The following is a 24,397-nucleotide window of genomic DNA, read 5'->3' on the forward strand; positions in this document are numbered from 1 at the left end:
CTCAATTTGTCTGGTAATGATGGCGAAGAGGTCACACCCGTTCCCATACCGAACACGGAAGTTAAGTTCTTCAGCGCCGATGGTAGTAGGGGGCTTCCCCCTGTGAGAGTAGGACGTTGCCGGGCAATTTGTAAAGCGAGTCAAGGAAATTATTCCTTGACTCGCTTTTTTATTATCTATATGTAGTATATGATGATAGAAAAAGGAATGTCCCGACATATACTATATGAAAAGGAGTCAGTGAATGAATACTGGATTGCGCGTGCTACGACGATTTGTAAAAGAACGTTTCTTTGATCAGGCTGCTCAAACGGCTTATTACTTGTTGTTATCGATGTTACCATTTTTTATTTTCGTAATCTCGTTACTGAATTTGTTTCCAGTCAATGAAGAAATCTTGTTCCGATTTTTACGACCGTTTATTCCTGAGCAGTCTTTTCAACTAATAGAAGACAACGTCCGTGAAGTGCTACGAAATGGTAAAGGAAAGTGGCTATATTTCAGTTTAGCGGGGGCATTCTGGCTATCGTCTGTCACGGTTCAATCTTTTGCACGATCCCTTGACTTGGCGAACGGGTATGTCCGCAAAAGAGGATTTTGGCTGTCATTATTTCGGGATCTTGGCGTCACGTTCCTTTTCATGCTCGTTGTACCTCTATCGTTATTCCTGCCATTTATTGAAAATGTCCTTCATCAAGTGGTCGCTTATTACGATCGAATCGATGACTGGGAAGGCTGGCTATTTTTGTGGCCAAAGATAAAATGGGGACTCGGCACGTTGTTTTTGTTTGTCTTTTTCCTACTCTTTTATAAAATTGTTCCGAGTGGTAAAGTTTTGTTTCGACAGGCAGTGCCTGGGGCATTCCTCTCAACAATCGGGTGGCAAGTATTTTCCTATTTGTTCGGCGGTTGGGTGACAGCGGTAGACTATACACGTTTATATGGTCAACTATCTGGAATTATTATGCTTGTCATTTGGTTTTATATGACCGCAGTTATCATTTTGATTTCTGGGTTGTTGAATGCAGAGTGGAGTAAGTCCATAAAGGAAGGGAGTGGGATAGATGTTAACGATTCTAGCGGTCGATGATGACCCGAATATTTTAGAACTTGTCCGCATTACATTATCAGCAGCAAGCTATACGGTGATGAAAGCGAAAAACGGACGGGAAGCACTTGAACTTATGGAACAAGAGATACCGGATCTTGCGGTAGTCGATGTTATGATGCCTGAGATAGATGGTTATACGTTGACGAAGAAACTGCGGTCGGAATGGGATATTCCTGTTCTCCTTCTCACTGCAAAAGGAGAATTAGAGGATAAGGAGAAGGGATTTCTAGCAGGTTCGGATGACTATCTTGTAAAACCATTTGAGCCGAAAGAATTGCTGTTTCGTATTCGTGCCATCCTACGACGTTATGATAAAGCGGTCGATGTCTTTATCCAAGCTGGACCGTTAGCCATTAATCGTCAAACGTATGAAGTGTCCATTGGAAAAAAAGTATTGCTCCTGCCTTTGAAGGAGTTTGAATTGTTGTCTGTCCTTGCATCACGCCCGAATCAGGTATTCACTCGGGAAGTATTGTTAGATCGAGTATGGGGATTCGATTACGAAGGGGACGAACAGACGCTGAACGTTCATATCAAGCGCTTGAGGGACAAGTTGGAAGGATTACCGGAGCAAGTGAGTATCGTTACGGTTCGCGGGGTTGGCTATAAGCTGGACACGGGTGCTGTATGAAATCACTTTATGGAAAGTTTCTGCTGTATACGGCAGGAATCATGGTGTTCAGTGGGCTTACAGCGTTTCTGGCGGTTAACACCTATTATCATCGAAATTTAAAAGACTCTAATGATGAAAAAAATATGAAGATCGTTCGTCAACTCGCGAACTACATCGAAGAAGCAAAGCCGGAAGAATTGGATCGTTACTTAAAAACGCAAGCGTCAGCAGGGTATAAACTATTGCTTGTAAGTGACGATTTAGAAGGTCGACGTTACGGTCAATCATTCCGACTGGATAATTTAAAAAAAGAAGACGTGAAGTCTGTCCTTAACGGGGAAGACTACCATGGCATGAAAAACTTTCCGACAGAAACGTTCGTCACGGGCTTCTTCTCGGATGAAACTACGAATACAGTCGGTGTCCCATTTACATATAGGGATAAAGAGTATGCCCTGTTTTTGCGTCCGGATATCAAGTTGCTCTTTACAGAAGTCCATTACTTACTGGGTGGTATGGTCATTGTAATGGCTATTGCGAGTCTACTTGCGATGTTAATAGTAGCGAAGCGGCTAATTCATCCAATCACCCAGCTGACCCTTGCAACGAAAAAGGTGGGGAAGGAAGAATTTAGTGGCATTTTACCAATTCATCAACAAGACGAAATCGGACAGCTGGCAGAAAGCTTTCAGAAAATGACCATTCGTCTTAAAGAGAATGACTTGATCCGCAAGAAGTTTATAAGTGATGTATCTCACGACTTCCAATCACCGCTATTAAACATTAAAGGGTATGCAGGGTTATTGATGGATGAGGCATTGCCTTCCGAAGAGCGTGCGGGGTATGCCAGGGTCATTCAGGCTGAGACGGATCGATTATCTTCTTTAACAAAACAATTGTTATTATTGACGTCGCTCGATCAGATGATGAGTCCTTTGAAGCCGGTTTCATATGATGTGAGTGAGCAGTTGAGAGATACAGTCCGTAAATACCGTTGGCTACTTGAAGATAAACAAATTTCACTTTCTATGGAGATTGAGGATTCAGAGATAACTGGAGACCCTGCGTTTCTTGAAAAAGTATGGGAGAACTTATTGTCTAATGCGCTGAAGTATACGCCCGACTATGGTGCAATTGAAGTTTCTCTAATATCTACAGAACACTCCGTAACGGTACAAATTGGTGATTCAGGGATTGGCATAGCGGAAGAAAATCTGGCTCACATTTTTAATCGGTTTTATCGCGAAGACGATTCGCGTACAATTGCAGCAGAAGGAACGGGACTTGGATTATCGATTGTCCAACAAGTGACAGAGCTGCATAGTGGCACGATTACTGTTACAAGTCAAAAGGGGAAAGGTACGGTATTCACCGTGACCTTGCCGAAATTGTAATGTCTTGTACATGTTGCGTTCATGTTGAGATTGTATGATTAAGATAATCAGAACGATACAGGAGGAATTCAACATGCAGGAAAAATGGAGTATACGTTTAATCCGAATTGCAGCGATATTTGGCTTGGTCGGCACGGTGCTTGGTTCACATATGGCGGGTTCAGGATCATATGCATTCAAACCGATACACGCTCACATTTTACTTGTCGGTTGGTTGTCCGTCTTTTCATGGGGCGTGTTTTATAAAATTTACCGCGTCCGGGCAACAAAACTCGTTGCAGTTCATGGCTGGACAGCAATTATTGGATCAATTGGATTGACTACGGGTATGTGGCTCCAGTTCATTCAACCGTTTAATATAAATGAAACGTTTTCGCTTGTCTTTTATATTGTAGGTGGAACGATTCTGTTGCTCGCATTTGCGCTGTTCGTTTTAATGACGTTTCTTGTAGACCGTACGGCAAAACGATAAGTGATCCAATCTAGCCGCTCCTAATTGTAGGGCGGTTTTTTAATATGAATAGGTGAGCCCTTGATTGGAAATAGACTAGCGCTCAATCCCATGAACTACCCATTTCTAAAATGAAAAAGACCTGTGAATCTGTCACTAGTGACAAGATCGCAGGTCTTCAACTATCAATTCAAATATGCTTTTGCTTCACAACCCCCGATACCCAGTTTCCGCTTTAAATCGGACCTCTGCATACGAAACTTCTGCTTCTTCATGACGTTTCGCACCAACATAGGTCCCGATGATTGCTGCTAGGAATCCAGCTGGGATAGAGATGATTGCCGGGTTCACGAATGGGAAGAGTGGATCTCCCACAAAGAACGCAGCCCCTGGAACAGGGTTAATGACGTTAGGACTAACCGCAACCAGCACGAGTGCTGTGATCAAACCCGTTAGCATGGATGCAACTGCGCCTGTCGTATTGAACTTGCGCCAGTAGATCGTCATTAAGAGGGTTGGAACATTTGCGGATGCAGCGATACAGAATGCAAGGGATACAAGGAATGCTACATTCAGTTTTTCAGAACCAAGTGCCAATAAGATCGAGACAACACCAACACTGATTGCAGCAATGCGGGCAGCTTTCACTTGCTGCTTCTCGGTTACTTTACCTTTCATGATAATCTCTGCATAAAGGTCATGGGCAATGGCGGAAGCACCCGATAACACGAGTCCTGCTACTACAGCAAGAATCGTAGCAAACGCAACCGCAGCGACGAACGATTCCAATGCATCTCCACCTAGTACGCCTGCAAGCATTGGTGCAGCCATGTTACCTGCTGCGTTCTCTGCAATGATTGCCTTAGAACCTACGAACTTAGCAGCACCAAATCCTAGAAAGATCGTCAATACGTAGAAAATCCCGATAATCCAAACTGCGTAGACAACTGACGAACGTGCAGTCTTTGCATCTTTTACCGTAAAGAAGCGCATCAAAATGTGAGGAAGTCCTGCAGTTCCTAACACCAGAGCAAGCAACACGGAAATTAAACCAATCGGATCTTTATAAACGACCCCTGAATGCAGGAAGGACTCTCCGTGGTCGGTCGCAGTCCGCATAACATCGAACATACCCACAAAGTTAAAGTTGAATTTCATCAGCACAAGGAAAGAAATCACGATTGTTCCAATCATGAGTAGGATTGCTTTAACGATCTGAACCCAACTAGTAGCTGTCATTCCGCCGAACAGCACGTAAATGAGCATCATGATTCCTACGATCAAAACAGAAATCCAATAGTCAATACCAAACAATAGTTTGATTAATGCACCCGCACCAACGAGCTGAGCAAGCATGTAAAAGAGTACAATTGTGATTGTATTTAGCGCTGCTGCCCCCCGTACTTTCTTTGCGCCAAACCGTGAACCGATCATATCGGCCATCGTATATTTACCAAGGTTTCGAAGAGGTTCAGCAATTAGGAACAACACAACAAGGTATGCTGTCAGGAATCCGACACTGTAGTAAAACCCATCAAATCCATTCAATGAAATTGCACCGGCAATTCCGAGGAATGAAGCAGCGGACAAATAGTCTCCTGCAATGGCCATGCCGTTTTGCCAGCCAGTCAGTGACCCACCTGCGGTATAAAAATCACTGGCAGTCTGCGTTTGTTTCGCAGCCCAGTACGTAATGTAGAGAGTCAATAAAATTACAGCAAAAAAAATCGCGATGGAAATGAAACTCATGAACTGAATCCCCCCTTAGTCTCTAACGTTTTTTTGGATGATTTGGTCAATATCTTTATCGAAATCACGTGCTTTTTTTACATAAATCTGTGTAAACACCCATACCATGACGAACAATCCGAATGCATACACCCATGTCCATGTCATCCAGCCAATGGCCCGCGTTTCTAAAATAGATGTGTATCCTGTCAAAATAGGCAGCATGAGATAAATCGCAAAGAAAGCAATAACATAGGGTGTCAAAAAGCGATTCTTCTTTTTGACCAGAAGCTTAAACTCAGGAGTTTCAATAATTCGTTCATAATCTAACTTCCCATCATTCATACGTGGCAGATCAGATTCTCTGCGTAACTCCGATTCTTTCAACTCGATTGTCAATTTCCCATCCCCTTTATGAATTCGTTTGAATTGGTTGGATTTCTTTGAAACTCATCCCCCAATGAATTCCAAACAGTGAATCACCTTCCAACAATCCTGTTTGTCCAACGTATCAAATAGACAGAAAATAAGCAATATTATTTTTATATAAGATATTGAGTTGGCATTAAATCAGTATCGTCTAAAGCCTCAATTGCCTAAGTGAAAGGCATCCACCGTTCTATCTGTACGACTAATACAATGTCTCCTTTAAATCAGACCATCTGTTTAGTTAACTATCTTTAGGAAGGAAGGTGATTAATGAAGTGTCAGTTACACGGAGCCACTGACCCTTTTTCAGTTTAACGATACTTTCCGTACGACCAATCGTTCCTCCGATCAACTCATATAGAATGGAATCCTTTTCTTTCTCAAGAATTTGTAAATAACCGTAGCCTTGATCCAATGAAATCGTATAGGTACCGGCCTTAATATCTGTCCCCACTTCCCATATCCCAGCAGACAGGTCAGTATTTAAGGATGTGGGGGCAGTGAAAATATTGATAGAATCATACCCTCCATCCGCTCGCACTGTATAAGATTCTTCCACAGACACTGTCAGGCTTGTAGCACCTGCATAATCCCCAACAATCTCCCGCAAAATTTGCTCTCCTTCGGAATCAAAAATTGAAATATTTCCAGTAGGGTAGCCCGTTATCATATAACGCCCAGTCTTTAGTTTCAAATCTTCCCCTGTCTTAGGGACAACTGGAACCGATACAGCCTCAGCTTCGGGGTTATTACGATCGACAGAAGTAAAGATTGCAGGGTTCACAGGTTTGATCAATTCATCTTTTTCATCCCCTGTCAGCTCGAAATTCTGTTCATAAAGAAAAATTTGGTCACTGGTTGGGATTTGTTTAGCCTGACATCCCGACAAAAGTAGACATACAAACACTAGCACGCCGCCATTATGAATAATATTTTTCATAATACTCCACCGTCCCAAGTGGACCTACCGTCAGATTATGTCCAAACTGGCCAAGCATCTGCTCAATCCACCGCGTTTGCTCCGGTAAGGTTAGACCGTCTAGTGGTATACAGAGTAAATGCTCTCCGATGTACACATGTCCAGAAGGAAGTTCAATCTTTGACTGCAGTGACTTATAACCAACTGGATTCACCTCTATCTTTAAATAGATGTCCCGGTCTTCTGTAAAACGCTGTTCATGTACAATCTTACCTTCTTTTAAGAAGATGACTCGATCGGCATAAAGATCGAGATTTTCCAATAAATGAGATGCGACGAAAATTAGTTTACCTTTACGCTTCATTTCCGACAAGCAGTCTGAAATCAGAGCGACGTTTGTAACGTCAAGCCCATTCATCACCTCATCCATCAGCATCACAGTTGTATCTGCTGCCATCATCATCGCAAAGCAGAGTCGCTGACGCATTCCGAGTGAATACGTTTTTGCTTTCTTCTTCACATAATGAGTCATTTGTAGTTTGTCGATAATGGCGGGCACGCGTTTTGACGAGCCGTTCCACATCGATGCATACAGATTTAAGTGGGCGGTGCCAGACAGTTCCTCAAACAAATCCTTCTGTTCAGGAAATGTCGTCAATAGTTTATGGATTAGGACCTCTTCTTTCTCATTCCGATACGTATATTTCCCATCAATAAGTACGCTACCGGAATCGGGTTTTGTATAATTAGCGATAATATTGAATAATGTCGTCTTTCCTGTTCCATTCGGTGCCGCAACGCCGATGATTTCTCCCTTATCAGCGGTAAAATTCAAGTGGTCCAGTACGATTTTATCCTGATAGGAGATTGATAGATCTGAAAGTTTAAGCAAAGTCATCCCTCCTTTTTAGCTCTATTTACCGGGTGCTGATAGAAGTGAGGTGTACTGCAGTTTTGTCTTCATGTATAGCACGGCCATCATTGCGAGTGACAAGCCAGCGAACCAAGATAGTGCGCGCTGATAGTCCATAAAAGCGCTTTCGAACCTGATCGCAGCATTCCCGCTTAAAACAGCACCGATATCGATCATAGCGAGAGGCAGTAACCAGCTCGCATCGATACCTGCTGAAAGAAGAAGGGAAGGTAGCAACAATAGGAAAACGATGGAGAAAACTGTTGCGTACATATTTTTTGTTAGCTCGTTTACTAAAATGGAAACAACTAATAATAAAAAACTGATTAGAAGAAACGCAAGTAGTTGCAAAAGTACATAGTGGACAGTCGACACCGCATAAAAATTACCGTCTGAATAGAGGAGGACTGGTGAAGTAAAGCTGCCCCAACCAGTTTTCAATGCTACATACACGCTACCAATTCCAATCCCTATAGTGAGGAAGACAAATATTTGACCTAGGTGAATTCCCACTTTACTGAATATTTTCTGTAAGAATGAGACGGGCAGTCCGCTCATGACGGATCGATTTTGCTGATCATGTAATAGCATACTGGTGCCAATTAGCAGGACAAGGAGACTGAACGGTAAACCGCCGATAGTATCGAGCGCAGCAGGTATGTAATTGCTTGCTACAAACGGATCAGGAATGATGGAGACATTATACTTTTTATAATAGTTCAGTAACGCCATTTCTTTATGGATCTCTTGTTTTGTGACAATGTAATTTGGATGAATCCCTTTGTTTCCAGCTTCGTGTAATTCGAGACGAAGTTCGTTAAGAAGAAGTCCATCTGCAATGTAGGAGTCATTTTCTGCTTCATCCCATAGATAGAAACGTTGCATATTGATGAGAGAGGCTTGCTCGGTAAGGTTGTCGTAAATCTCCTGCCCCTCTTTCGTCGCTCGCATCTCCTCAGGGAAGGCTTTGAAGATTGAGTGGAATTGCTCTGCCTCTACGTTTTTCTGGTCTTGCAGTGTTTCGATATCAGTTTGACTGTACTGCAAATAGTAAATCGGGAAAAACAGGATAATTGCGATTCCGAGTAGCCAGTTCTTTCGATTGTGTAGCAACATCTTTGTTTCAAATAGGATGTAATTCCATCTCATAGTTTGCTCATTCCTTATCAGATGATTTCATCGAGACTGATAGAGCCTTCGTTTGGTGACTACACGAGAGAGGACAAATAGGACTGTTTCGATGATTGCAGATGCAATTAGTAGTACAATGACTCCTTTAGCTAATGTAATTGTCTCAGTGTTTAATAAGAAGTTCTTTTCACCCGTCACAATTTTCCCGAAATCAAAATAGGTTTGTGGAAAATAGCTGATATCGATACCTAAGATGTCGCGTGTCGTTCTTGCATCGTATAGACGTTCCGAAAAAATCACGAATGTGCCGAACAAGAGGACGAGCCATTCGTTCTTCAATAGTAGGCTGAGAATGACATTGATGCGTATGAGAAGAAATACTAACAGCGGGAGGGCAGCTAGTGATAGACCTATAAATTTCACCATACTAATTACTCCATATTCTTCGATTGAAAATGTATTTTGGGCGGTCATAATGGGCACATGCAAATTAAAATTCCCGAATCCGAATTGCGAGGATAAGACAAAAAAGCCTGTAAGAAGAACAGTTATTAAGATGAGAAGTGTATAACTAAATACAGCTAGTGTTTTCAAATTTAACTGTCGATACCAGGACATGGGAAGACCTTGTAACACCGTCCGATGAGTTCGATCGCGTGACAAAATATCACTGCTGAAGTAAACAGCACAAAATAAGAAGAAATAAAAGCCATACGTGTGTAGAAATGTTTGCAATGATTGAATACCGGTCTTTTCAAATAACAGAGCTTCCGTTATGTGGCAATCATTCATCAAGTAATCCTCATAACGGAGCATTGTCTGATGATACAGATGCTCCCGATCTTTGCCGGGATAAGGAGAGTATTTGAACAGATTTTCATCTTGCATATGAACGGAAGGATCCGACTCAAGATAATAGGCGCGCAAGTGGAGATACCGTAAAAAATTGCGGTCTTCATAGGAGTTGAGTAGTGCGCTGAACAATCCATGGTTATAATCGTTTCTGGCAAAAACCGGGTCTCCCGTCATTAAAATAATTCCAGTATTTCCGCTCTTCATGCGTTGGTCTTGTTCCACTTCCAGTTCAGTTAAATAGTCATTTATTTCTTCTGGATGGAACGTTTCCTTAGTTTCTCGGTTCGGGACGAGGAGAAAGCAATAACTGATTAGTAACACCCCGATGAACAGAAGAAAAGGAATCGTCCGCTTGTTTTTGGAGGTCAGCAAAAATTCATGTATAAAGTAGGTGCGATTCATCCCAGCTTCCCCTTTTTAGTAAACTCATCCTGTGTTCACTGTAAGTATATTGGAAATCTATGTATCAACTATACAGTGTATTCAAAAAATTACAACACCAAATCAGTTGCAATTTTTCTCTGAATAAACAAAGGAGAGCGTCTCGCCATGTTTCAATAACTGTAAATGACAATCATCCAGTTCACGGTGTCTCCATTCGGTAAGTAATCGACCCAAAGCTTCTTCCGTCGTATCATCAGCTAGATAAAAAGCTCCGTAGTGCATCGGAATGAACACTTCAGCCCCGATATCCACAAACGCCTGTATCGCTTCCTCAGGTGTCATATGTTGAGTCCCCATAAACCACTCGGGCTCATAGGCACCAATCGGCATGAGCGCATACGTAATATCAGAGAACCTCTCGCCAATTTCTCGGAATCCTTGGAAATACCCGCTATCACCAGCAAAGTAAATTGACTTGGGTATATGCAACGCTTCAGTCGAAGGCTCCATATACCGTTGAATGATCCAACCACCCCAATGTGATGTATTTGTATCTGTCAGCGTGCGTTTCGTCCAATGCTGAGCCGGAACAAAGTGGAATTCGACGGAACCAATGCGCACCTGTCCCCACCAAGGTAGCTCATAGACTCGATTTTCTTTCATCAGCTTGCGAACTTTAGCTCCGAGTCCTTCAGGAACAAGAACGGCAGGAATTCCTTTCAGCTTCTTCAATGAAGGAATGTCCATGTGATCATAATGGGAATGTGAGAGCAAAATAATATCGACTGGCGGAATTTCATCCAGTGATAGCCCTGGTTCTTCCAATCTTTTGCTAACCCCCATCCTATTTGCCCAAACGGGATCCGTCACAATCGTCAAACCAGCAAGTTGTATGAGAAATGTCGAATGCCCAATCCATGTGATGGTTAACTTGTCCTGATTTGTATGGAGTAACGCCTGTTGCTTCTGGGGAGCTTGTCCAATCATGAAACTCATATCTTTCTGTTTTTTAAAACGTTCCTTTTGCCATTTCAGCAAGTCTCCAAAGGTTGCGGGGCGTGCAGTGAGATCTAAGTTTTGATATCGTTTTTTCTTCATAAGTCATCACTCCTTCTACAAGTAAGTGTAGTCGACTTATCTACTATTTGCATATGGCAGCTGCAAACAAAAAAGCAGGCACCCAATTTAGGCACCTGCAAGATAGCTTTAAGTTCCGTTTAGTTCCGGTTTGGATTGGTTACATATTTGAAGTTTCCTCATCTTCACTCGGTTTCGCACGATAAACAACAAACGATAGAACAACCGCGACTATCGACATCGCAAAAGCTATGAAGTATACCAGTTCAACCCCCGATACTAACGCTAGGTTTATCGCCGCAGGATCGGTCGGCGTTGCGGATTTTTGTAATACGTGTAACTGCCGTGCATTCATGATGCTGATGAACACCGACACCCCGATTGCTCCAGCAACCGGTTGTAATGTGGACATCACCGCGGTTCCGTGTGGATAGAGACGTTTCGGTAACTGGTTTAATCCATTCGTTTCAGCAGGCATCATGATGGCGGAAACGGAAAGCATGATGAGGATATAACTAACTACAACCACCCATACAGGCGTATCGACAGTTAACTGACTCATCATGAACATCGTGGCACTTAATACGAGTGTTGCAGGAATCATCAACACCCGCGGTCCGAATTTATCAAATAAGGCACCCATAAATGGTGACATGACCCCATTTAAAATACTACCAGGTAACAAAACCAATCCAGCCGTTGCTGCAGTGAGAGCAAGTGGGCCTTGCATATAGATCGGCAAAATGATTTCTGAGGCGAACATGGCCATTATGATGATTAAAAACATGACAACAGCATGTGAGAACATAGGATAACGGAATACGCGCATATTCATAATTGGTTCTTCGAGCTTCAACTGTCGCCACACAAACAGCGCAATCCCGATAACCCCCATGCCGATGAACAACCAAACAATCGGGCTCGCAAACCCATCCTTGCTTTCACCGACTGAACTGAATCCATACACAATGGAGCCGAATCCAATTGTTGAAAAGAGTAGGGAAGCGAAATCAATTTTAGGCTTCGTCACTTCGGACACATTGACCAAATACTTAGAAGCAAATGCAATTGAGAACAACGCAAATGGAATAACGATGATGAATAAATAACGCCAACCTAAGTATTCAACAATGACTCCAGACAACGTCGGCCCAATGGCTGGCGCAAACATAATGACGAGCCCAATCATCCCCATCACTTTTCCTCGTCGTTCAGGAGGATAAATTAATAAAAAGACGTTGAAAATAATCGGCATCAGTAAACCGGTTCCGACTGCCTGGATTAGGCGTCCAATGAGTAAAATTGAGAACGACGGAGCACACGCGCAAATAATTGTACCGACTGTAAATACAGTCATCGTCCCTAAAAATAGTTGCCTCGTTGTAAACCATTGGAGCAACAGCGCAGAAATCGGAATGACAATGGCCATCACGAGCATGAACCCGGTTGCCATCCATTGGACAGCTGTCAGCGAAATTGAGAATTCATCCATAAGTGTAACGAGGGCAATATTTAAAAGTGTTTCGTTCAGAATCGCGAAAAAAGCCCCGATAATGAGCGTCAACATAATAGGAAGCACTTTTACATTCGGGTTATCCGCTAAGTATTCATAGTGTTTCTGTTCCATTCAAAAACCTCTTTCATCTTTTGTTTGGTTAACTTAACTTCTATTGATGGTGCTTTCGGATAATCTCTAGCATGTCAACAAAAGAGGAGATTTCTGATGACGAAAAACGATCTTCAATTTCCGTGATCGCTTGCGTTAATGAGTAATCCATCCGTTTGTAGTCCTCTACGATTTTAGGGGTGACGTTTAAGTAATTGACGCGTTTATCGGCAACACTTGGTGTTTTTGTGACAATTCCTTTTGATACCAATTCATTTACTTTCATCGTCACCGCCGAGCGGGCCACGTGAAGTGTTTCTGCGAGAAAACTGGCCGTACAGTTTTCGTTGTACAAGATCACTTCCATATACAGCAGACTATTATAGGACAAATTTCCATATACTTTATTATGATTCATTTCTCTAAGACTTTTCAAAATCTGCTCATAATAAAATTCGTCCAATGCATGTATAAGTTTCATGTGAACACATCCTAGTTGTTAAGTAAAACTAATTATAATTGATTAACTAAATAATTCAAGTTTGGGCATCGCTAGTTAAATATTGGTGTAATTTTTTCGTAGGCTAAACTATTTCTTCGAATCATATTCCTTTTCAAAAGGTACATGGTATAGTGAATACTACTTTCTATAAAAACCTATATGTTTAGAGGGGATTTCAAGAACTTTAATGAGTAGTTTTAATTGAAACTGAAACTAGAAGGAAGGTGCAATGATGGCATTAGGATATATAATTACGTTGATTTTATCCATTACGATCGTAATTAATCTTTTATTGTTGGTGGGAGTATTGTTTTTCGAAAGACGCGATATTGGGAATACGTGGGCGTGGATATTGGTAATGGTGTTCATCCCTATCGCGGGCTTTTTCATCTATCTATTCCTTGGACGAAATTTGAAGCAAAAGAACTTCTATAAGCTGACGGATGAAGAGAGAAAAGAAATTGATACGGAAGTGGATCAGCAACTATCTACAGTTTATAGAGAGAACGTTCAAAAGTCTCCGTTACTCAAGAAACATCGGGAGCTAATTCACATGAACTTGATATCATCAGACGCGTTATTATCCTTGGATAATGACATTCAGATCTTTGACGAAGGACATCAGAAATTCGATTCCCTCATTGCGGATATCCAAGCAGCCGAGAAGGAGGTTAATATTCAATATTACATCATCCAATCAGATGCCTTAGGCACTAGACTTCGTGATGCCTTGACGGATCGAGCTAAAGCTGGGGTGAAAGTTCGCCTTCTTTACGATGAAGTCGGATCTAAAAAAACCACGCCAAAATTTTTTGATGAATTGCGTGCAGCTGGTGGCGAAGTGGAAGTGTTCTTCCCGTCATTTTTCAGAGTAGTCAACTTCAGAGTGAACAACCGAAATCACCGGAAACTAGTCGTTATTGATGGGCGTATTGCGTATATTGGCGGCTTCAATGTAGGGGATGAGTACCTTGGTCTGGACAAAAAATTCGGATACTGGCGGGATACGCATCTTAGAGTCCAAGGAAAAGCGGTCCATCACATTCAAGGAAAGTTCATACTAGACTGGCATCGGGCTGGGGACAATAAACCTGGTGAATGGGATGAGTACACATTCCATCCGGAGAAGCAGGGGGGGACAATTCCCATTCAAATCGTTTCTAGTGGACCGGATTCTGTGACTGAACACTTGAAAAATATGTACATCAAGCTCATTCTGTCAGCAAAAAAATGTGTGTTCATCCAAACTCCGTATTTTATTCCCGATACAAGTTTTATGGATGCTTGTAAAATTGCGTTGTTATCTGGAGTCGATGTGCGAATCATGATCCCATGCAAACCGGATCATCCATTTGTCTATTGGGCAACGTGGGCGTATGCAGGAGATTTGCTGGATTATGGGGCGAATATTTTACTATATGAAAATGGCTTCTTACATGCGAAGACAATTGTCGTTGATGAAGAAGTGGCAGCCGTGGGGACGATGAATATCGACTCCCGTAGTTTCCACTTGAACTTTGAAGTGAGTGCGATCGTCTTCGATGAAAAAGTAGCAAAACAACTACATGAGCTATTCTTAAAAGACATTGAGGTCTGCTCAGAACTGACACCTGAACGATATGCAGAACGATCAATTTTTATTAAATTCAAAGAAGGTATTTCGCGTCTTCTATCACCTGTATTGTAAGAGTAGAACGAAAAACGGAAAGCCTCTTTCTTTGTGAGAGGGCTTTCCGTTTTTATTGGTTATACAAACACTAAGTTCAACTTGCCTTCTTTCAATTCAAGCATGGCATCGAACTTCTGACCATTTGCATGAGTAAATCCTTTAATGACGTTCGTTTTTCCTTTCGTACACAGCAGTTTTACTTGTGCTTGGGTAAGATTCTTTTTTAGGAACTTCCCAGGGAACGTCTGCTTACAGCCGTTTTTGTAGTTGCTGCAGCCGTAAAACTCTTTTCTTGCGACGATCATACCATTCCCACATTTCGGACAGGGAGCGACTTCAGTTGCTGTATAGGATTTTCGGCTAGAAGATTTGGATGGTGGCAACACAATATCGATCTTTTGTTGTTCTAACTGTATTGGAACGTCTTCTAACAGTTTATAGATGAACTTCGACACACTTCCTAAAAAATGTTGGCCGGTTCCTTCACCATTTCCGATTTTCTTCAAATACGTTTCCCATTTCGCAGTCATGGAGGGGCTAGCGAGCAAACTGCCCTCAATCGCTTGGCAGAGGACGCGGCCTTTATCTGTAATCGATACAATGTTTTTCGTGACAGAAATATAGCCATGCTTTTTAATCGTCTCGATAATATTACTTCGCGTCGCTTCTGTTCCAAGTCCTTCAATTTCTTTTAGAATATCAGTCTCGGTCTGATCTTCAACAAGCTTACCACACGTTTTCATCATGGCAATCAGCTGTCCTTCAGTGTACGGTTTTGGCGGCTGGGTAGCCCCTTCTTTAATCCCGATTTCGCTTTGAACCGTTTCGTTCTGCTTAAGAGGTGGAAGGGCAGGTTCGTCCGCTTCCTTTCCTTTTTTAGGAGGTGCTGTGAAGAGTTCTTTCCAACCTTTGTCCAGCTCCGTTTTCCCAGTCGTGAAGAAGGGAAGTCCGTTAACGTCGGTCGTCACTTTTGTTTCTGTATATAAATAATCGCGGTGGAACATCGCGAGTGCAGTCCTTACAACTTCTTCATATAAATTACGTTCTAACGGTGATAATTTTGCAATCGTCGCTGCAGTTGGGACCTTTTTCGTCGGGATGATGGCATAGTGTTCCTGTACTTTTGAACTGTCGACGAAACGTTTTTTAGGCGTCTTCGAAGCGATTTCGAATGGTTGTCCAATGAGCTCTTGGTATTTCTCGACGGATGCCGCTAAGTAATTAAACTCACTGGGCGTAATATGCCGAGTGTCTGTACGAGGATACGACACGAGTTTCTTCTCATACAGAGTTTGCATTGTTTTAAGGACTGTCGCGGGACTTGCTTTCCAACGTCGATTTGCAGTTGCCTGCAACGTTGAAAGAGAGTGCAACTGTGGCGGTGGCATGCGTTTATCGGTAGTCTTCAGCTCAGAGATGGTCCCCGGCGTTCGCTTCGTAATACCGCGACTATTTAACGCATCTGCAATTAGTTCCCGCTTAGGCTCTTTCAACTTGGCTTTCCCTTTATACGTCCCATTGGCCGCTGTAAATAAAGCCTCTGCTTCAAAAAATGGTTCCGAAACAAATGTCTCAATCTCACGCTGTCGCTGATAAATTAAATAGACCGTAGGAGATTGTACGCGCCCAATCGGGAACACTTCCTCGATTCCTTTCGCTTTCAATAACAACGTATACAACCGCGAGCCATTCATGCCAACGAGCCAGTCACTGATCTGCCGTGACTTCGCTTCTTCATACATCTGCAAATCTTTCCGATTGTCACGCAAGTTCTCAAATCCTTTGCGCACTTCATCGGATTCAAGAGAATTGATCCACAGCCGTTTTATCGTTTGTCCACGTGCGCCTGTCTGATCATAAATACTATAGAAGATATTCGAACCTTCACGATCCACGTCGCATGCGTTGATGACAGTATCGGTGCCTTTAATAAGCTTCTTTACGACTTGGAACTGCTTGAACTTGCCCTTTGATACTTGGAACTCATAGCGTTCAGGCAAAATCGGCAAACTCCCGAGCGACCAGCGTTTCCAGGCAGGATTATATGTATGTGGTTCTTTCAATTCCACAAGATGGCCAACACCCCAAGTCAAAAACGCACCTTCCGGAAATGTAGGGCACGGATGGATTTCCATATAGCCTTCGTGTTTACGGGCAGTGAAGGCGTCTGCGTAGGCTTTCGCTTGAGATGGTTTTTCAGCTAGTATAACGGGTTTCATGGCGGCACCTCGATTTTTCGTGTTGAGTACAATGGTTCTGTTAGATAGATTATCTCACATATTAAAAATGCTACCAACTTCAATCAACTCTCAACGCTTATCGATTGAATATCTTTCATCGGAAATTCAAATGTCAACAATTATGATTTGCTGTAAGCTGATGGGCTAAATTACACCTTAAGGTCCTTTACTAATTCGAATTGCTCTTTTAGGATCAGAAAAACGCTCAAAATTCTATACTGATATTCAAGTCACCGGAAAAGATGATTCTCTCACAATTTAAAACAATAGTGTTTCATGGCATCCATTCTTTTTGTTTTTCCACCAATATATAAATCATATCTCTTTTTTACTCTTATTACTCCAATATCATTGACTAGAGGTTCCCCGCATTCAATCGGGCATCCGGTATAGGCAGGACAAAGGGTAAAAAGAACAGGTTTTCCTGCAATCCTCTTATTCAACTCAATTTCAAAAGGCATACCTTCCTCTTCTGCTCATTTACGAAAATTACATTGGAGCAAACTTTTTACATAATTCCTAACAAGTTAACAATGAAGACCAACTTCTTCAAATCTCCTCTGAATAAATTCAACTTCACACTCTTAAACATTAATATATCGTTGTTGGAAGGTCGTTAACTCTAATTCTTGATCTTTTAATAGTCAGCGAGAACCATCAATTGTTGGGCATTTAACCAAATGATATCCCACCATTAATAGCTAATGTACCCTGTTTTTCTGTACTCTTCATAGTTAGCACCGCGTTCTTGGTTGATAATACAATACATATGTAGGGTATGTAAATTCAATTTATTTTTTGTGCGGGGTATAGAAAGTATTTGTTGACAAGATACAACTATACAACTAATATATGAGCATATGTTCATATATTATAAGTATTGGAGTTGAGCTGAAATGAAACTAGAAGATGGTAAAGTGTGTAATTTATGTGGAGAATCAAATTTTTTAGATGAAGAAACACTAATTGTCGTTTCACAAACGTTTAAGGCATTAAGTGATCCGACCAGAATACGGATCTTAAATCTATTGTGCAACAAAGAGCATTCCGTGAATGATATCGCCGAAAGGCTCAACTTAAGCCAGTCCTCGGTATCACACCAATTACGCTTTTTAAAAAATTTGAGATTGGTAAAATTCAGAAGAGAAGGGGCAACCCTTTACTATTCAGAAGATGATCATCACGTAATGAACTTATTAAAACAAGCAATTGAGCACGCAGCCCATAATTAATAATATGAAAAGGGGGGTACCTAAATGGGAAATAATCATCATGAACACAACCATACACATGGTGCAAATATAAAAATACTATTAATCTCCTTTCTCATCATTACTTTGTATATGATTGTGGAAACTGTTGGAGGAATTTTGACAAACAGCCTTGCCTTATTAGCAGATGCCGGTCATATGTTAAGCGATTCTATTTCATTGGCAATTGCATTAGCTGCATTTAAATTGGGGGAAAAAGTGGCAAGTAAAAGCAAGACATTTGGATATAAACGCTTTGAAATTTTAGCCGCTGTGTTAAACGGGGTCACATTAATTGTTATTGCTTTGTTCATATTTTGGGAAGCGATGAAACGTTTTGCAAATCCTCCTGAAGTTGCTACAACAGGTATGCTAATCGTTAGTGGCATCGGATTGGCTGTGAATGTATTAGTTGCATGGATTATGATGCGTGGAGGTGATGTTGAAGAAAATTTGAATATGAAGGGTGCATATCTTCATGTAATTAGCGATATGTTAGGCTCAGTTGGAGCAATTGCTGCGGCTTTACTTATGATGTTCTTTGGATGGACTTGGGCAGATCCATTAGCAAGTGTGATTGTCGCAGTTTTGGTTTTGCGAAGTGGTTACTTAGTATCAAAATCGGGGTTGCATGTCCTAATGGAAGGTGTGCCCCAAAACGCGGATTTGGATGATATCATTTACACAATTAGGAATGCAAAAGGAGTAAAAAGCGTTCATGATTTACACGTTTGGTCTATTACTAGTGGTTTGAATGCGCTGTCCTGTCATGTTGTTGTGAACGATCACTTAACGATTGGGCAAAGCGAGCAATTGCTGCGGACAATCGAGCAGGACTTGTTGCATCAAAATATCCATCATGTAACCATTCAGTTGGAGACGTCTGACCACCAGCATGACGATTCTATTTTATGCCAAGTAAAAGCCGTGACATCTGGAGGACATCATCATTAAGACAGTTAGTGACCGGCATAATAAGCCGGTCACTTTTTTTAAAACAAAACTCTTTACATACCACATAGGGGTATATTATGATGTACTCAATTCAATATTCCAATCTAAAAATATACTTCAATAATAGAGTGATTAGTGAAAAGGAGTAAGGGGTATATATTTTTTATAATTAATATACCCCTTACATGTATATTGAGATAGTTATGAGGAAATCTAAGCTTTAACAATAAAGGAGGAGTTCTTTATGGATCACCAAGCTGAACATCGCCATGATTTTCACGGAGAAAGTGAAGTTACTGCGAATGTAGTTTATGAGGAAGGTGTCATTACAATTGAATTAAAAGACAAACAAGACAATGCACCTGAATTAGAGATATCTCATGAAAAGGAGATACATTTCATAATTGTAAGTTCAGATTTACAAGAGTATTATCACAAACACCCAAAAAAACAGAGTGATGGTATCTACACTATGAAAATGGAGCTAACTGACAATGAATACAAGGCGTTTGTAGATATAGCACCAACAAAACTTTCATATAAGGTTTCCCCTATTAATCTTCAGGTAGGAACCCCCGCTAAAAGTCATTCTTTAAATGATTTAACTGTTGATAAGGAGCGATCTCAAACAGTTGACGGACATACTGTTGAATTGAACGCTACTACCTTTCTAGCTGGAGAAGAAATGTCTATACAATTTGATACCAAAGGCGAGATACCGGAACCCTACTTAGGCGCTTTAGGGCATGTCATCATTTTAGATAAAGATGCTGAAAAATTTATTCATGTACATCCAGTATCAGAAAATCAAACTAAATTTGATACGGTTATTACCGAAGTAGGTAAGTACAAACTATGGGCGGAATTTCAATTTAATGGAAAGGTAAGTGTTTTCTCATTTGTCATTGAAGTAAAATGAATCTATTACAGGGTTCAATCAAATTGTAAGGAGGTGTGTCTAATGAATGCTAAACTTGAACTTTATACAAGACCGACATGCTCGGATTGCCAAGAGGCAAAGGCATTTCTAGGGAAAAATAATATTCAATATAATAGCTACGATCTATCACTGGAACCCCAAAAAGAAAAAGAACTTATTAAAGTAAGTGGCTCGCGGGTTGTGCCGGCATTTGTTTTTAAGAAAAAATCATTTCTAGGGTTAGGAAGCAAACCAAAAGTATTAATCGGTTTTGAAAGAAATGAAGATGAAATTAAAAGATTGTTGTCATTGTAATGTAAAGAATTAAAGTTGTCATTGCACATCTAAAATACGACTAAGAAAGACAATGAAGTACATCTTAAAAAATGTAAGTTCGTGCAGTAAAAGCAATCTGTTTACGCAGCAGGTAATCCCTGTAATGACGAGAGCGTATTCGTTAAGGAGGTGGTAAAATCTAAGATAAATACCCTACGTTGGTAAAGTATTTAAATCTAATATAATTTATAGAAAAAATTGAGGAGGAATTTTTGATGCAACAGGTAGCACTAAATGTACAAGGAATGTCATGTGGATCATGTGTAAACAAAATTGAAGGAAATGTAGGTAACCTAAACGGAGTTGAATCCGTCAACGTTTATCTTTCGGAGAGGAAAGTAGATGTTACATTTAATGAAAATGATATAAATTTAGAGGCAATCAAAGACGCTATTAGAGAGTCGGGTTACAAGGTGAACGAAAAATCAGCTGAAGGAGAAGGACCTAGCTGTTCGTGCTGTCATTAAGTAGAAAATGAAATAAAACCAATTAATGGACTTTTTTGTTTCAGGCTATATCGTTGCTCTTTCAACAACCATATGATAAAATAGGGGTATAGGGTATAATGATGAGACGGGGGTATAGATATGTCAGAAACGGGAAAGAAAACAGTCCAACCCAATAAGCAGCAGCTTTTAAACCGTTTGAAACGAATAGAAGGACAGGTGAGAGGAATTCATCAAATGATCGAAAGTGATCGTTACTGTGTGGATATTTTGCACCAGATTAGTGCCATTCAATCAGCAATGAACAAAGTTTCTCTTGCGTTATTAGAAGATCATACTCATCATTGTGTGGTAAATGCTATTAAAGGCCAGGACGGCGAAGCGGCCATAGAAGAACTATTGAGTGTTATGAAAACTATGACGAAATAATTTAGAGCGTTCTTTTCTACATTGCATGAAAGGATACATTGTTTTACTATATCAAATAAATAGGAGGTTTTTTATTATGAAAGAAGTGTTAAAAGTAGAAGGTATGTCTTGCGGTCATTGCGTTAATTCTATCGAGTCTAGTGTTGGAGAATTATCAGGTGTTGCATCTGTTAAGGTAGACCTTGCAAATAATGAAGTGACTGTCGAATTTGACAATGCGGAGACGTTAAAACAAATCAAAGAAACTATTGAAGACCAAGGATATGAAGTCGCTTAATTAGATTTAACTAAGCAACTTATGCTTACACCATACGGGGGTAAAAAGCGGAAGAGGAGAATGATTATACTTAATCAGTATAATCCTTCTTTTTTCACTAAAATATACCCCTGTATAGTATTGGAGGGATTAAAGTGACAAAAGAAGAAAAAACTTTAAAGATAAATGGGATGACGTGTGCGGCATGTGCAAACCGGATTGAAAAAGGGTTGTCCAAAATTGAAGGCGTGGAAAACGCAAATGTCAACTTTGCTTTGGAGACTTCCACGATCACCTATGACCCGGAAAAAACCAATGTTCAAGAATTTACAGAGAAAATCGGGAAACTTGGTTACGAAGTCATTGAAGATAAGGTAGAGTTTGATATTTCGGGAATGACATGTGCGGCATGTGCCGTAAAAATCGAAAAACGTATTAATAAAATGGATGGGGTCTCCAGTGCGACCGTCAATTTTGCTCTGGAGACATTGACGGCCAATTATGACGGCCACCAAACCGGTCCAAATGAAATGATGACGAATGTTAAGAAGATGGGCTATGATTTGATACCCAAAACAGATGGGAAGAATAAAATAGACCACAAAGAAGAGGAAATCAAAAAGCAAACAAGGAAATTCATTTTCTCGACCATTCTAACATTGCCGTTACTATGGACGATGGTCGCACATTTTGAGTTCACGTCGTTCATTTACTTACCGGAGTTACTTATGAATCCATGGGTGCAGCTTGCTCTTGCGACACCGGTCCAATTCATCATCGGTGCCCAGTTTTATAAAGGCGCATTTAACGCTTTACGAAGTAAAAGCGCCAATATGGACGTTTTAGTAGCACTTGGAACAAGCGCAGCATATTTTTACAGTCTCTTTTTAACAGTTGAATGGGCGAAAGCGGGCAGTGTTGGTGGACCGGAACTTTATTTCGAAGCGTCTGCAGTCATTATTACGCTTATTCTTCTTGGTAAATTATTCGAAGTACGAGCAAAAGGAAAAACTAGCCAAGCGATTCAAAAGTTACTTGGTTTACAAGCGAAAACAGCACGCGTATTGAAAAATGGTGTTGAAAAGGAAGTACCTATTGAAGAAGTAGTAGCGGGAGATATTATCCTAGTAAAACCAGGTGAAAAAATCCCTGTTGACGGTGAAATTGTTGCGGGTCAATCGGCAATTGATGAATCGATGATCACAGGGGAGAGTATTCCTGTCGATAAAGTAGTTGGAAATACTGTAATTGGGGCGACAATCAACAAAAACGGTTCACTACAGATTGAAGCTACCAAAGTCGGTAAAGACAGTGCACTATCGCAAATTGTTAAAGTCGTTGAAGAAGCTCAAGGCTCGAAAGCGGATATTCAGCGTTTGGCAGATAAAATTTCAGGTGTCTTTGTACCAATTGTTGTAGGAATTGCTTTAGTAACCTTCATGATTTGGTATTTTGTAGTAACGCCTGGTGATTTTAGATCGTCACTCATTCCGACTATTTCTATTCTTGTCATTGCATGTCCATGTGCACTTGGTCTCGCAACTCCGACCTCCATTATGGCAGGATCAGGGAGAGCGGCTGAAATGGGTATGCTATTTAAAGGCGGCGAACATTTGGAAAACACCCGCTCAATTGATACTGTTGTATTGGACAAAACAGGTACAGTAACGAAAGGCGAACCTGCATTGACAGATGTAATCGTGACTGACGATTTTGAAAAACAGGAAGTTTTGGCACTAGTAGCTTCTGCTGAAAACCAATCTGAGCACCCATTGGCGCAAGCAATTGTTACAGGCGTCAAAGAAAAGGGAATTGAGTTAATTGAACCTGAAACATTCAATGCACTTCCTGGATACGGAATTGAAGCAAAAGTCTTCGAAAAGCATGTGCTTGTAGGAACCAGAAAGCTAATGAGAAGCAGGAATGTGACCCATCAAAACATTGAAACCACAATGGAAAAGATGGAGAACGAAGGTAAAACAGCAATGCTTGTTGCAATTGATGGAAGGCTTGCGGGTGTTGTGGCGGTTGCCGATACGGTGAAAGAAACATCGAAAGAGGCAATCAGACGAATGCAGGAACTTGGTTTGGACGTCATTATGCTGACAGGAGATAACAAGCATACTGCGGAAGCAATTGGACAGCAAGTTGGGTTGACTCATGTTATTGCGGAAGTCTTGCCTGAACAGAAGAGTGATAAGATTAAGGAACTACAAGAAAAAGGGAAAAAGGTAGCGATGGTTGGAGATGGCATTAACGATGCCCCAGCGTTAGCTCTTGCAGATATCGGAATGGCGATTGGCACAGGAACAGATATTGCAATAGAAGCAGCTGATATTACACTAATGCGCGGCGATCTAAATAGTGTGGCAGATGCTATTATTATGAGCCGTAAAACTATGCGCAATATTAAGCAGAACCTGTTCTTTGCCTTCTTCTATAATACAATAGGAATTCCAATTGCAGCTCTTGGCTTATTAGCTCCATGGGTAGCAGGGGCGGCTATGGCATTCAGTTCGGTTTCGGTAGTCCTAAATGCACTTAGACTGCAACGGGTTAAACTTGTAAAGAGATAGATAAAAGATATTAGTAGGTAGTTCCAGCCCCTCTCCGTACGTATCGGAGAGGGGTTTTTCTTGTGATCATATGTAATTAATTTATAGGAGCATTCCTGTTAGAAGCTTTTTCGGGGACTTGAATAGAAAAAGCCCTCTTGGTATGATGCGGGGTGTCAAATCTGCACGAATTGACCCCTAATTTGCATACCAAGGAGGACTCATCATGA

24 protein-coding genes and 1 rRNA gene are annotated in these 24,397 nt (G+C 41.1%); 14 read left to right on the forward strand and 11 right to left on the reverse strand.

What is annotated here, in order from left to right; genetic code table 11:
- Positions 1–9: 9 nt before the first annotated feature.
- The 5 genes from rrf to M3197_RS16945 all read left to right on the forward strand — a co-directional run bounded on the left by rrf (position 10) and on the right by M3197_RS16945 (position 3,590).
- Positions 10–125 (forward strand): 5S ribosomal RNA (rrf, locus tag M3197_RS16925).
- A gap of 119 nt (positions 126–244) precedes the next feature.
- On the forward strand, positions 245–1,090 hold the full coding sequence (locus M3197_RS16930; RefSeq protein WP_251663031.1) for a YihY/virulence factor BrkB family protein: 846 nt from the start codon (positions 245–247) through the stop codon (positions 1,088–1,090).
- Positions 1,065–1,742: a response regulator transcription factor gene (locus M3197_RS16935; RefSeq protein WP_251663033.1), complete on the forward strand. Its 678-nt coding sequence runs from the start codon at positions 1,065–1,067 to the stop codon at positions 1,740–1,742. Before M3197_RS16930 ends, M3197_RS16935 begins: the two co-directional genes overlap by 26 nt.
- Entirely contained in the window at positions 1,739–3,118 is a 1,380-nt protein-coding gene (locus M3197_RS16940) for a sensor histidine kinase (protein WP_251663035.1), read from the forward strand. The genes M3197_RS16935 and M3197_RS16940 overlap by 4 nt, the downstream gene beginning before the upstream one ends.
- A gap of 73 nt (positions 3,119–3,191) precedes the next feature.
- Positions 3,192–3,590, forward strand: a complete 399-nt coding sequence (locus tag M3197_RS16945; protein ID WP_251663038.1) for a hypothetical protein — start codon at positions 3,192–3,194, stop codon at positions 3,588–3,590.
- 186 nt (positions 3,591–3,776) lie between these two features.
- Here the strand turns inward: M3197_RS16945 and M3197_RS16950 are convergent, their stop codons facing one another.
- From M3197_RS16950 to M3197_RS16990, 9 genes are all read right to left on the reverse strand, one after another.
- The gene (locus M3197_RS16950) at positions 3,777–5,318 is read right to left on the reverse strand and encodes a solute symporter family protein (RefSeq protein WP_251663040.1); all 1,542 of its coding nucleotides are present in this window, start codon (positions 5,316–5,318) and stop codon (positions 3,777–3,779) included.
- A gap of 15 nt (positions 5,319–5,333) precedes the next feature.
- Positions 5,334–5,696 (reverse strand): DUF485 domain-containing protein, encoded by a 363-nt coding sequence (locus M3197_RS16955; RefSeq protein ID WP_251663042.1) that lies wholly within the window; start codon positions 5,694–5,696, stop codon positions 5,334–5,336.
- A 271-nt stretch (positions 5,697–5,967) separates the two neighbouring features.
- Positions 5,968–6,666, reverse strand: coding sequence for a hypothetical protein (locus M3197_RS16960; RefSeq protein ID WP_251663044.1), 699 nt, complete (start codon positions 6,664–6,666; stop codon positions 5,968–5,970).
- The gene (locus M3197_RS16965; protein ID WP_251663046.1) at positions 6,647–7,537 is read right to left on the reverse strand and encodes an ABC transporter ATP-binding protein; all 891 of its coding nucleotides are present in this window, start codon (positions 7,535–7,537) and stop codon (positions 6,647–6,649) included. Before M3197_RS16965 ends, M3197_RS16960 begins: the two co-directional genes overlap by 20 nt.
- A 21-nt stretch (positions 7,538–7,558) precedes the next feature.
- Positions 7,559–8,707: a hypothetical protein gene (locus M3197_RS16970; protein ID WP_251663048.1), complete on the reverse strand. Its 1,149-nt coding sequence runs from the start codon at positions 8,705–8,707 to the stop codon at positions 7,559–7,561.
- Positions 8,708–8,734: 27 nt separating this feature from the next.
- Positions 8,735–9,946 carry a hypothetical protein gene (locus M3197_RS16975; protein WP_251663049.1) on the reverse strand — a complete coding sequence of 404 codons (1,212 nt, stop codon included), beginning with the start codon at positions 9,944–9,946 and terminating at the stop codon, positions 8,735–8,737.
- Between the two features lie 102 nt (positions 9,947–10,048).
- Positions 10,049–11,026, reverse strand: coding sequence for an MBL fold metallo-hydrolase (locus M3197_RS16980; protein ID WP_251663051.1), 978 nt, complete (start codon positions 11,024–11,026; stop codon positions 10,049–10,051).
- A 139-nt stretch (positions 11,027–11,165) separates the two neighbouring features.
- Entirely contained in the window at positions 11,166–12,632 is a 1,467-nt protein-coding gene (locus tag M3197_RS16985) for an MDR family MFS transporter (RefSeq protein WP_251663053.1), read from the reverse strand.
- Positions 12,633–12,672: 40 nt separating this feature from the next.
- Positions 12,673–13,092, reverse strand: coding sequence for a MarR family winged helix-turn-helix transcriptional regulator (locus tag M3197_RS16990; RefSeq protein WP_251663055.1), 420 nt, complete (start codon positions 13,090–13,092; stop codon positions 12,673–12,675).
- A gap of 253 nt (positions 13,093–13,345) precedes the next feature.
- On the opposite strand from M3197_RS16990, the gene cls reads away from it, so the two are divergent.
- Positions 13,346–14,800 (forward strand): cardiolipin synthase, encoded by a 1,455-nt coding sequence (gene cls, locus M3197_RS16995; RefSeq protein ID WP_251663057.1) that lies wholly within the window; start codon positions 13,346–13,348, stop codon positions 14,798–14,800.
- A 59-nt stretch (positions 14,801–14,859) separates the two neighbouring features.
- Here cls and M3197_RS17000 read toward each other — a convergent pair whose 3' ends face one another.
- Positions 14,860–17,001 carry a type IA DNA topoisomerase gene (locus M3197_RS17000; RefSeq protein ID WP_251663059.1) on the reverse strand — a complete coding sequence of 714 codons (2,142 nt, stop codon included), beginning with the start codon at positions 16,999–17,001 and terminating at the stop codon, positions 14,860–14,862.
- A gap of 272 nt (positions 17,002–17,273) precedes the next feature.
- Positions 17,274–17,483 (reverse strand): hypothetical protein, encoded by a 210-nt coding sequence (locus tag M3197_RS17420; RefSeq protein ID WP_349774154.1) that lies wholly within the window; start codon positions 17,481–17,483, stop codon positions 17,274–17,276.
- 435 nt (positions 17,484–17,918) lie between these two features.
- Between M3197_RS17420 and M3197_RS17010 the strand changes: the two genes are divergently transcribed.
- The 8 genes from M3197_RS17010 (at position 17,919) to M3197_RS17045 (ending at position 24,188) form a co-directional block, all read left to right on the forward strand.
- Positions 17,919–18,254 carry an ArsR/SmtB family transcription factor gene (locus tag M3197_RS17010; protein ID WP_251663061.1) on the forward strand — a complete coding sequence of 112 codons (336 nt, stop codon included), beginning with the start codon at positions 17,919–17,921 and terminating at the stop codon, positions 18,252–18,254.
- Between the two features lie 24 nt (positions 18,255–18,278).
- Entirely contained in the window at positions 18,279–19,226 is a 948-nt protein-coding gene (locus M3197_RS17015) for a cation diffusion facilitator family transporter (RefSeq protein WP_251663063.1), read from the forward strand.
- Between the two features lie 244 nt (positions 19,227–19,470).
- On the forward strand, positions 19,471–20,145 hold the full coding sequence (locus M3197_RS17020; RefSeq protein ID WP_251663064.1) for a DUF8832 domain-containing protein: 675 nt from the start codon (positions 19,471–19,473) through the stop codon (positions 20,143–20,145).
- A 42-nt stretch (positions 20,146–20,187) separates the two neighbouring features.
- A complete protein-coding gene (locus tag M3197_RS17025) occupies positions 20,188–20,460 on the forward strand; it encodes a glutaredoxin family protein (RefSeq protein ID WP_251663065.1) in 273 nt (90 codons plus the stop codon).
- A gap of 236 nt (positions 20,461–20,696) precedes the next feature.
- On the forward strand, positions 20,697–20,948 hold the full coding sequence (locus M3197_RS17030; RefSeq protein ID WP_251663066.1) for a copper ion binding protein: 252 nt from the start codon (positions 20,697–20,699) through the stop codon (positions 20,946–20,948).
- Positions 20,949–21,068: 120 nt separating this feature from the next.
- A complete protein-coding gene (locus M3197_RS17035; protein WP_251663067.1) occupies positions 21,069–21,356 on the forward strand; it encodes a metal-sensitive transcriptional regulator in 288 nt (95 codons plus the stop codon).
- 76 nt (positions 21,357–21,432) lie between these two features.
- On the forward strand, positions 21,433–21,633 hold the full coding sequence (gene copZ, locus M3197_RS17040) for a copper chaperone CopZ (RefSeq protein ID WP_251663068.1): 201 nt from the start codon (positions 21,433–21,435) through the stop codon (positions 21,631–21,633).
- 134 nt (positions 21,634–21,767) lie between these two features.
- The gene (locus M3197_RS17045; protein WP_349774155.1) at positions 21,768–24,188 is read left to right on the forward strand and encodes a heavy metal translocating P-type ATPase; all 2,421 of its coding nucleotides are present in this window, start codon (positions 21,768–21,770) and stop codon (positions 24,186–24,188) included.
- Positions 24,189–24,397 lie beyond the last annotated feature (209 nt).

It is taken from the genome of Sporosarcina aquimarina, from assembly GCF_023715615.1.
Taxonomy (GTDB): domain Bacteria; phylum Bacillota; class Bacilli; order Bacillales_A; family Planococcaceae; genus Sporosarcina; species Sporosarcina aquimarina_A.

What these genes read in the sequence shown, in the direction of transcription:
- M3197_RS16930 (WP_251663031.1), top strand. Translation starts at nt 245, where the DNA reads ATGAATACTGGATTGCGCGTGCTACGACGATTTGTAAAAGAACGTTTC.
- M3197_RS16935 (WP_251663033.1), top strand. Translation starts at nt 1,065, where the DNA reads ATGTTAACGATTCTAGCGGTCGATGATGACCCGAATATTTTAGAACTT.
- M3197_RS16940 (WP_251663035.1), top strand. Translation starts at nt 1,739, where the DNA reads ATGAAATCACTTTATGGAAAGTTTCTGCTGTATACGGCAGGAATCATG.
- M3197_RS16945 (WP_251663038.1), top strand. Translation starts at nt 3,192, where the DNA reads ATGCAGGAAAAATGGAGTATACGTTTAATCCGAATTGCAGCGATATTT.
- M3197_RS16950 (WP_251663040.1), bottom strand. Translation starts at nt 5,318, where the DNA reads ATGAGTTTCATTTCCATCGCGATTTTTTTTGCTGTAATTTTATTGACT.
- M3197_RS16960 (WP_251663044.1), bottom strand. Translation starts at nt 6,666, where the DNA reads ATGAAAAATATTATTCATAATGGCGGCGTGCTAGTGTTTGTATGTCTA.
- M3197_RS16970 (WP_251663048.1), bottom strand. Translation starts at nt 8,707, where the DNA reads ATGAGATGGAATTACATCCTATTTGAAACAAAGATGTTGCTACACAAT.
- M3197_RS16975 (WP_251663049.1), bottom strand. Translation starts at nt 9,946, where the DNA reads ATGAATCGCACCTACTTTATACATGAATTTTTGCTGACCTCCAAAAAC.
- M3197_RS16980 (WP_251663051.1), bottom strand. Translation starts at nt 11,026, where the DNA reads ATGAAGAAAAAACGATATCAAAACTTAGATCTCACTGCACGCCCCGCA.
- M3197_RS16985 (WP_251663053.1), bottom strand. Translation starts at nt 12,632, where the DNA reads ATGGAACAGAAACACTATGAATACTTAGCGGATAACCCGAATGTAAAA.
- M3197_RS16990 (WP_251663055.1), bottom strand. Translation starts at nt 13,092, where the DNA reads ATGAAACTTATACATGCATTGGACGAATTTTATTATGAGCAGATTTTG.
- cls (WP_251663057.1), top strand. Translation starts at nt 13,346, where the DNA reads ATGGCATTAGGATATATAATTACGTTGATTTTATCCATTACGATCGTA.
- M3197_RS17000 (WP_251663059.1), bottom strand. Translation starts at nt 17,001, where the DNA reads ATGAAACCCGTTATACTAGCTGAAAAACCATCTCAAGCGAAAGCCTAC.
- M3197_RS17420 (WP_349774154.1), bottom strand. Translation starts at nt 17,483, where the DNA reads ATGCCTTTTGAAATTGAGTTGAATAAGAGGATTGCAGGAAAACCTGTT.
- M3197_RS17010 (WP_251663061.1), top strand. Translation starts at nt 17,919, where the DNA reads ATGAAACTAGAAGATGGTAAAGTGTGTAATTTATGTGGAGAATCAAAT.
- M3197_RS17015 (WP_251663063.1), top strand. Translation starts at nt 18,279, where the DNA reads ATGGGAAATAATCATCATGAACACAACCATACACATGGTGCAAATATA.
- M3197_RS17020 (WP_251663064.1), top strand. Translation starts at nt 19,471, where the DNA reads ATGGATCACCAAGCTGAACATCGCCATGATTTTCACGGAGAAAGTGAA.
- M3197_RS17025 (WP_251663065.1), top strand. Translation starts at nt 20,188, where the DNA reads ATGAATGCTAAACTTGAACTTTATACAAGACCGACATGCTCGGATTGC.
- M3197_RS17030 (WP_251663066.1), top strand. Translation starts at nt 20,697, where the DNA reads ATGCAACAGGTAGCACTAAATGTACAAGGAATGTCATGTGGATCATGT.
- M3197_RS17035 (WP_251663067.1), top strand. Translation starts at nt 21,069, where the DNA reads ATGTCAGAAACGGGAAAGAAAACAGTCCAACCCAATAAGCAGCAGCTT.
- copZ (WP_251663068.1), top strand. Translation starts at nt 21,433, where the DNA reads ATGAAAGAAGTGTTAAAAGTAGAAGGTATGTCTTGCGGTCATTGCGTT.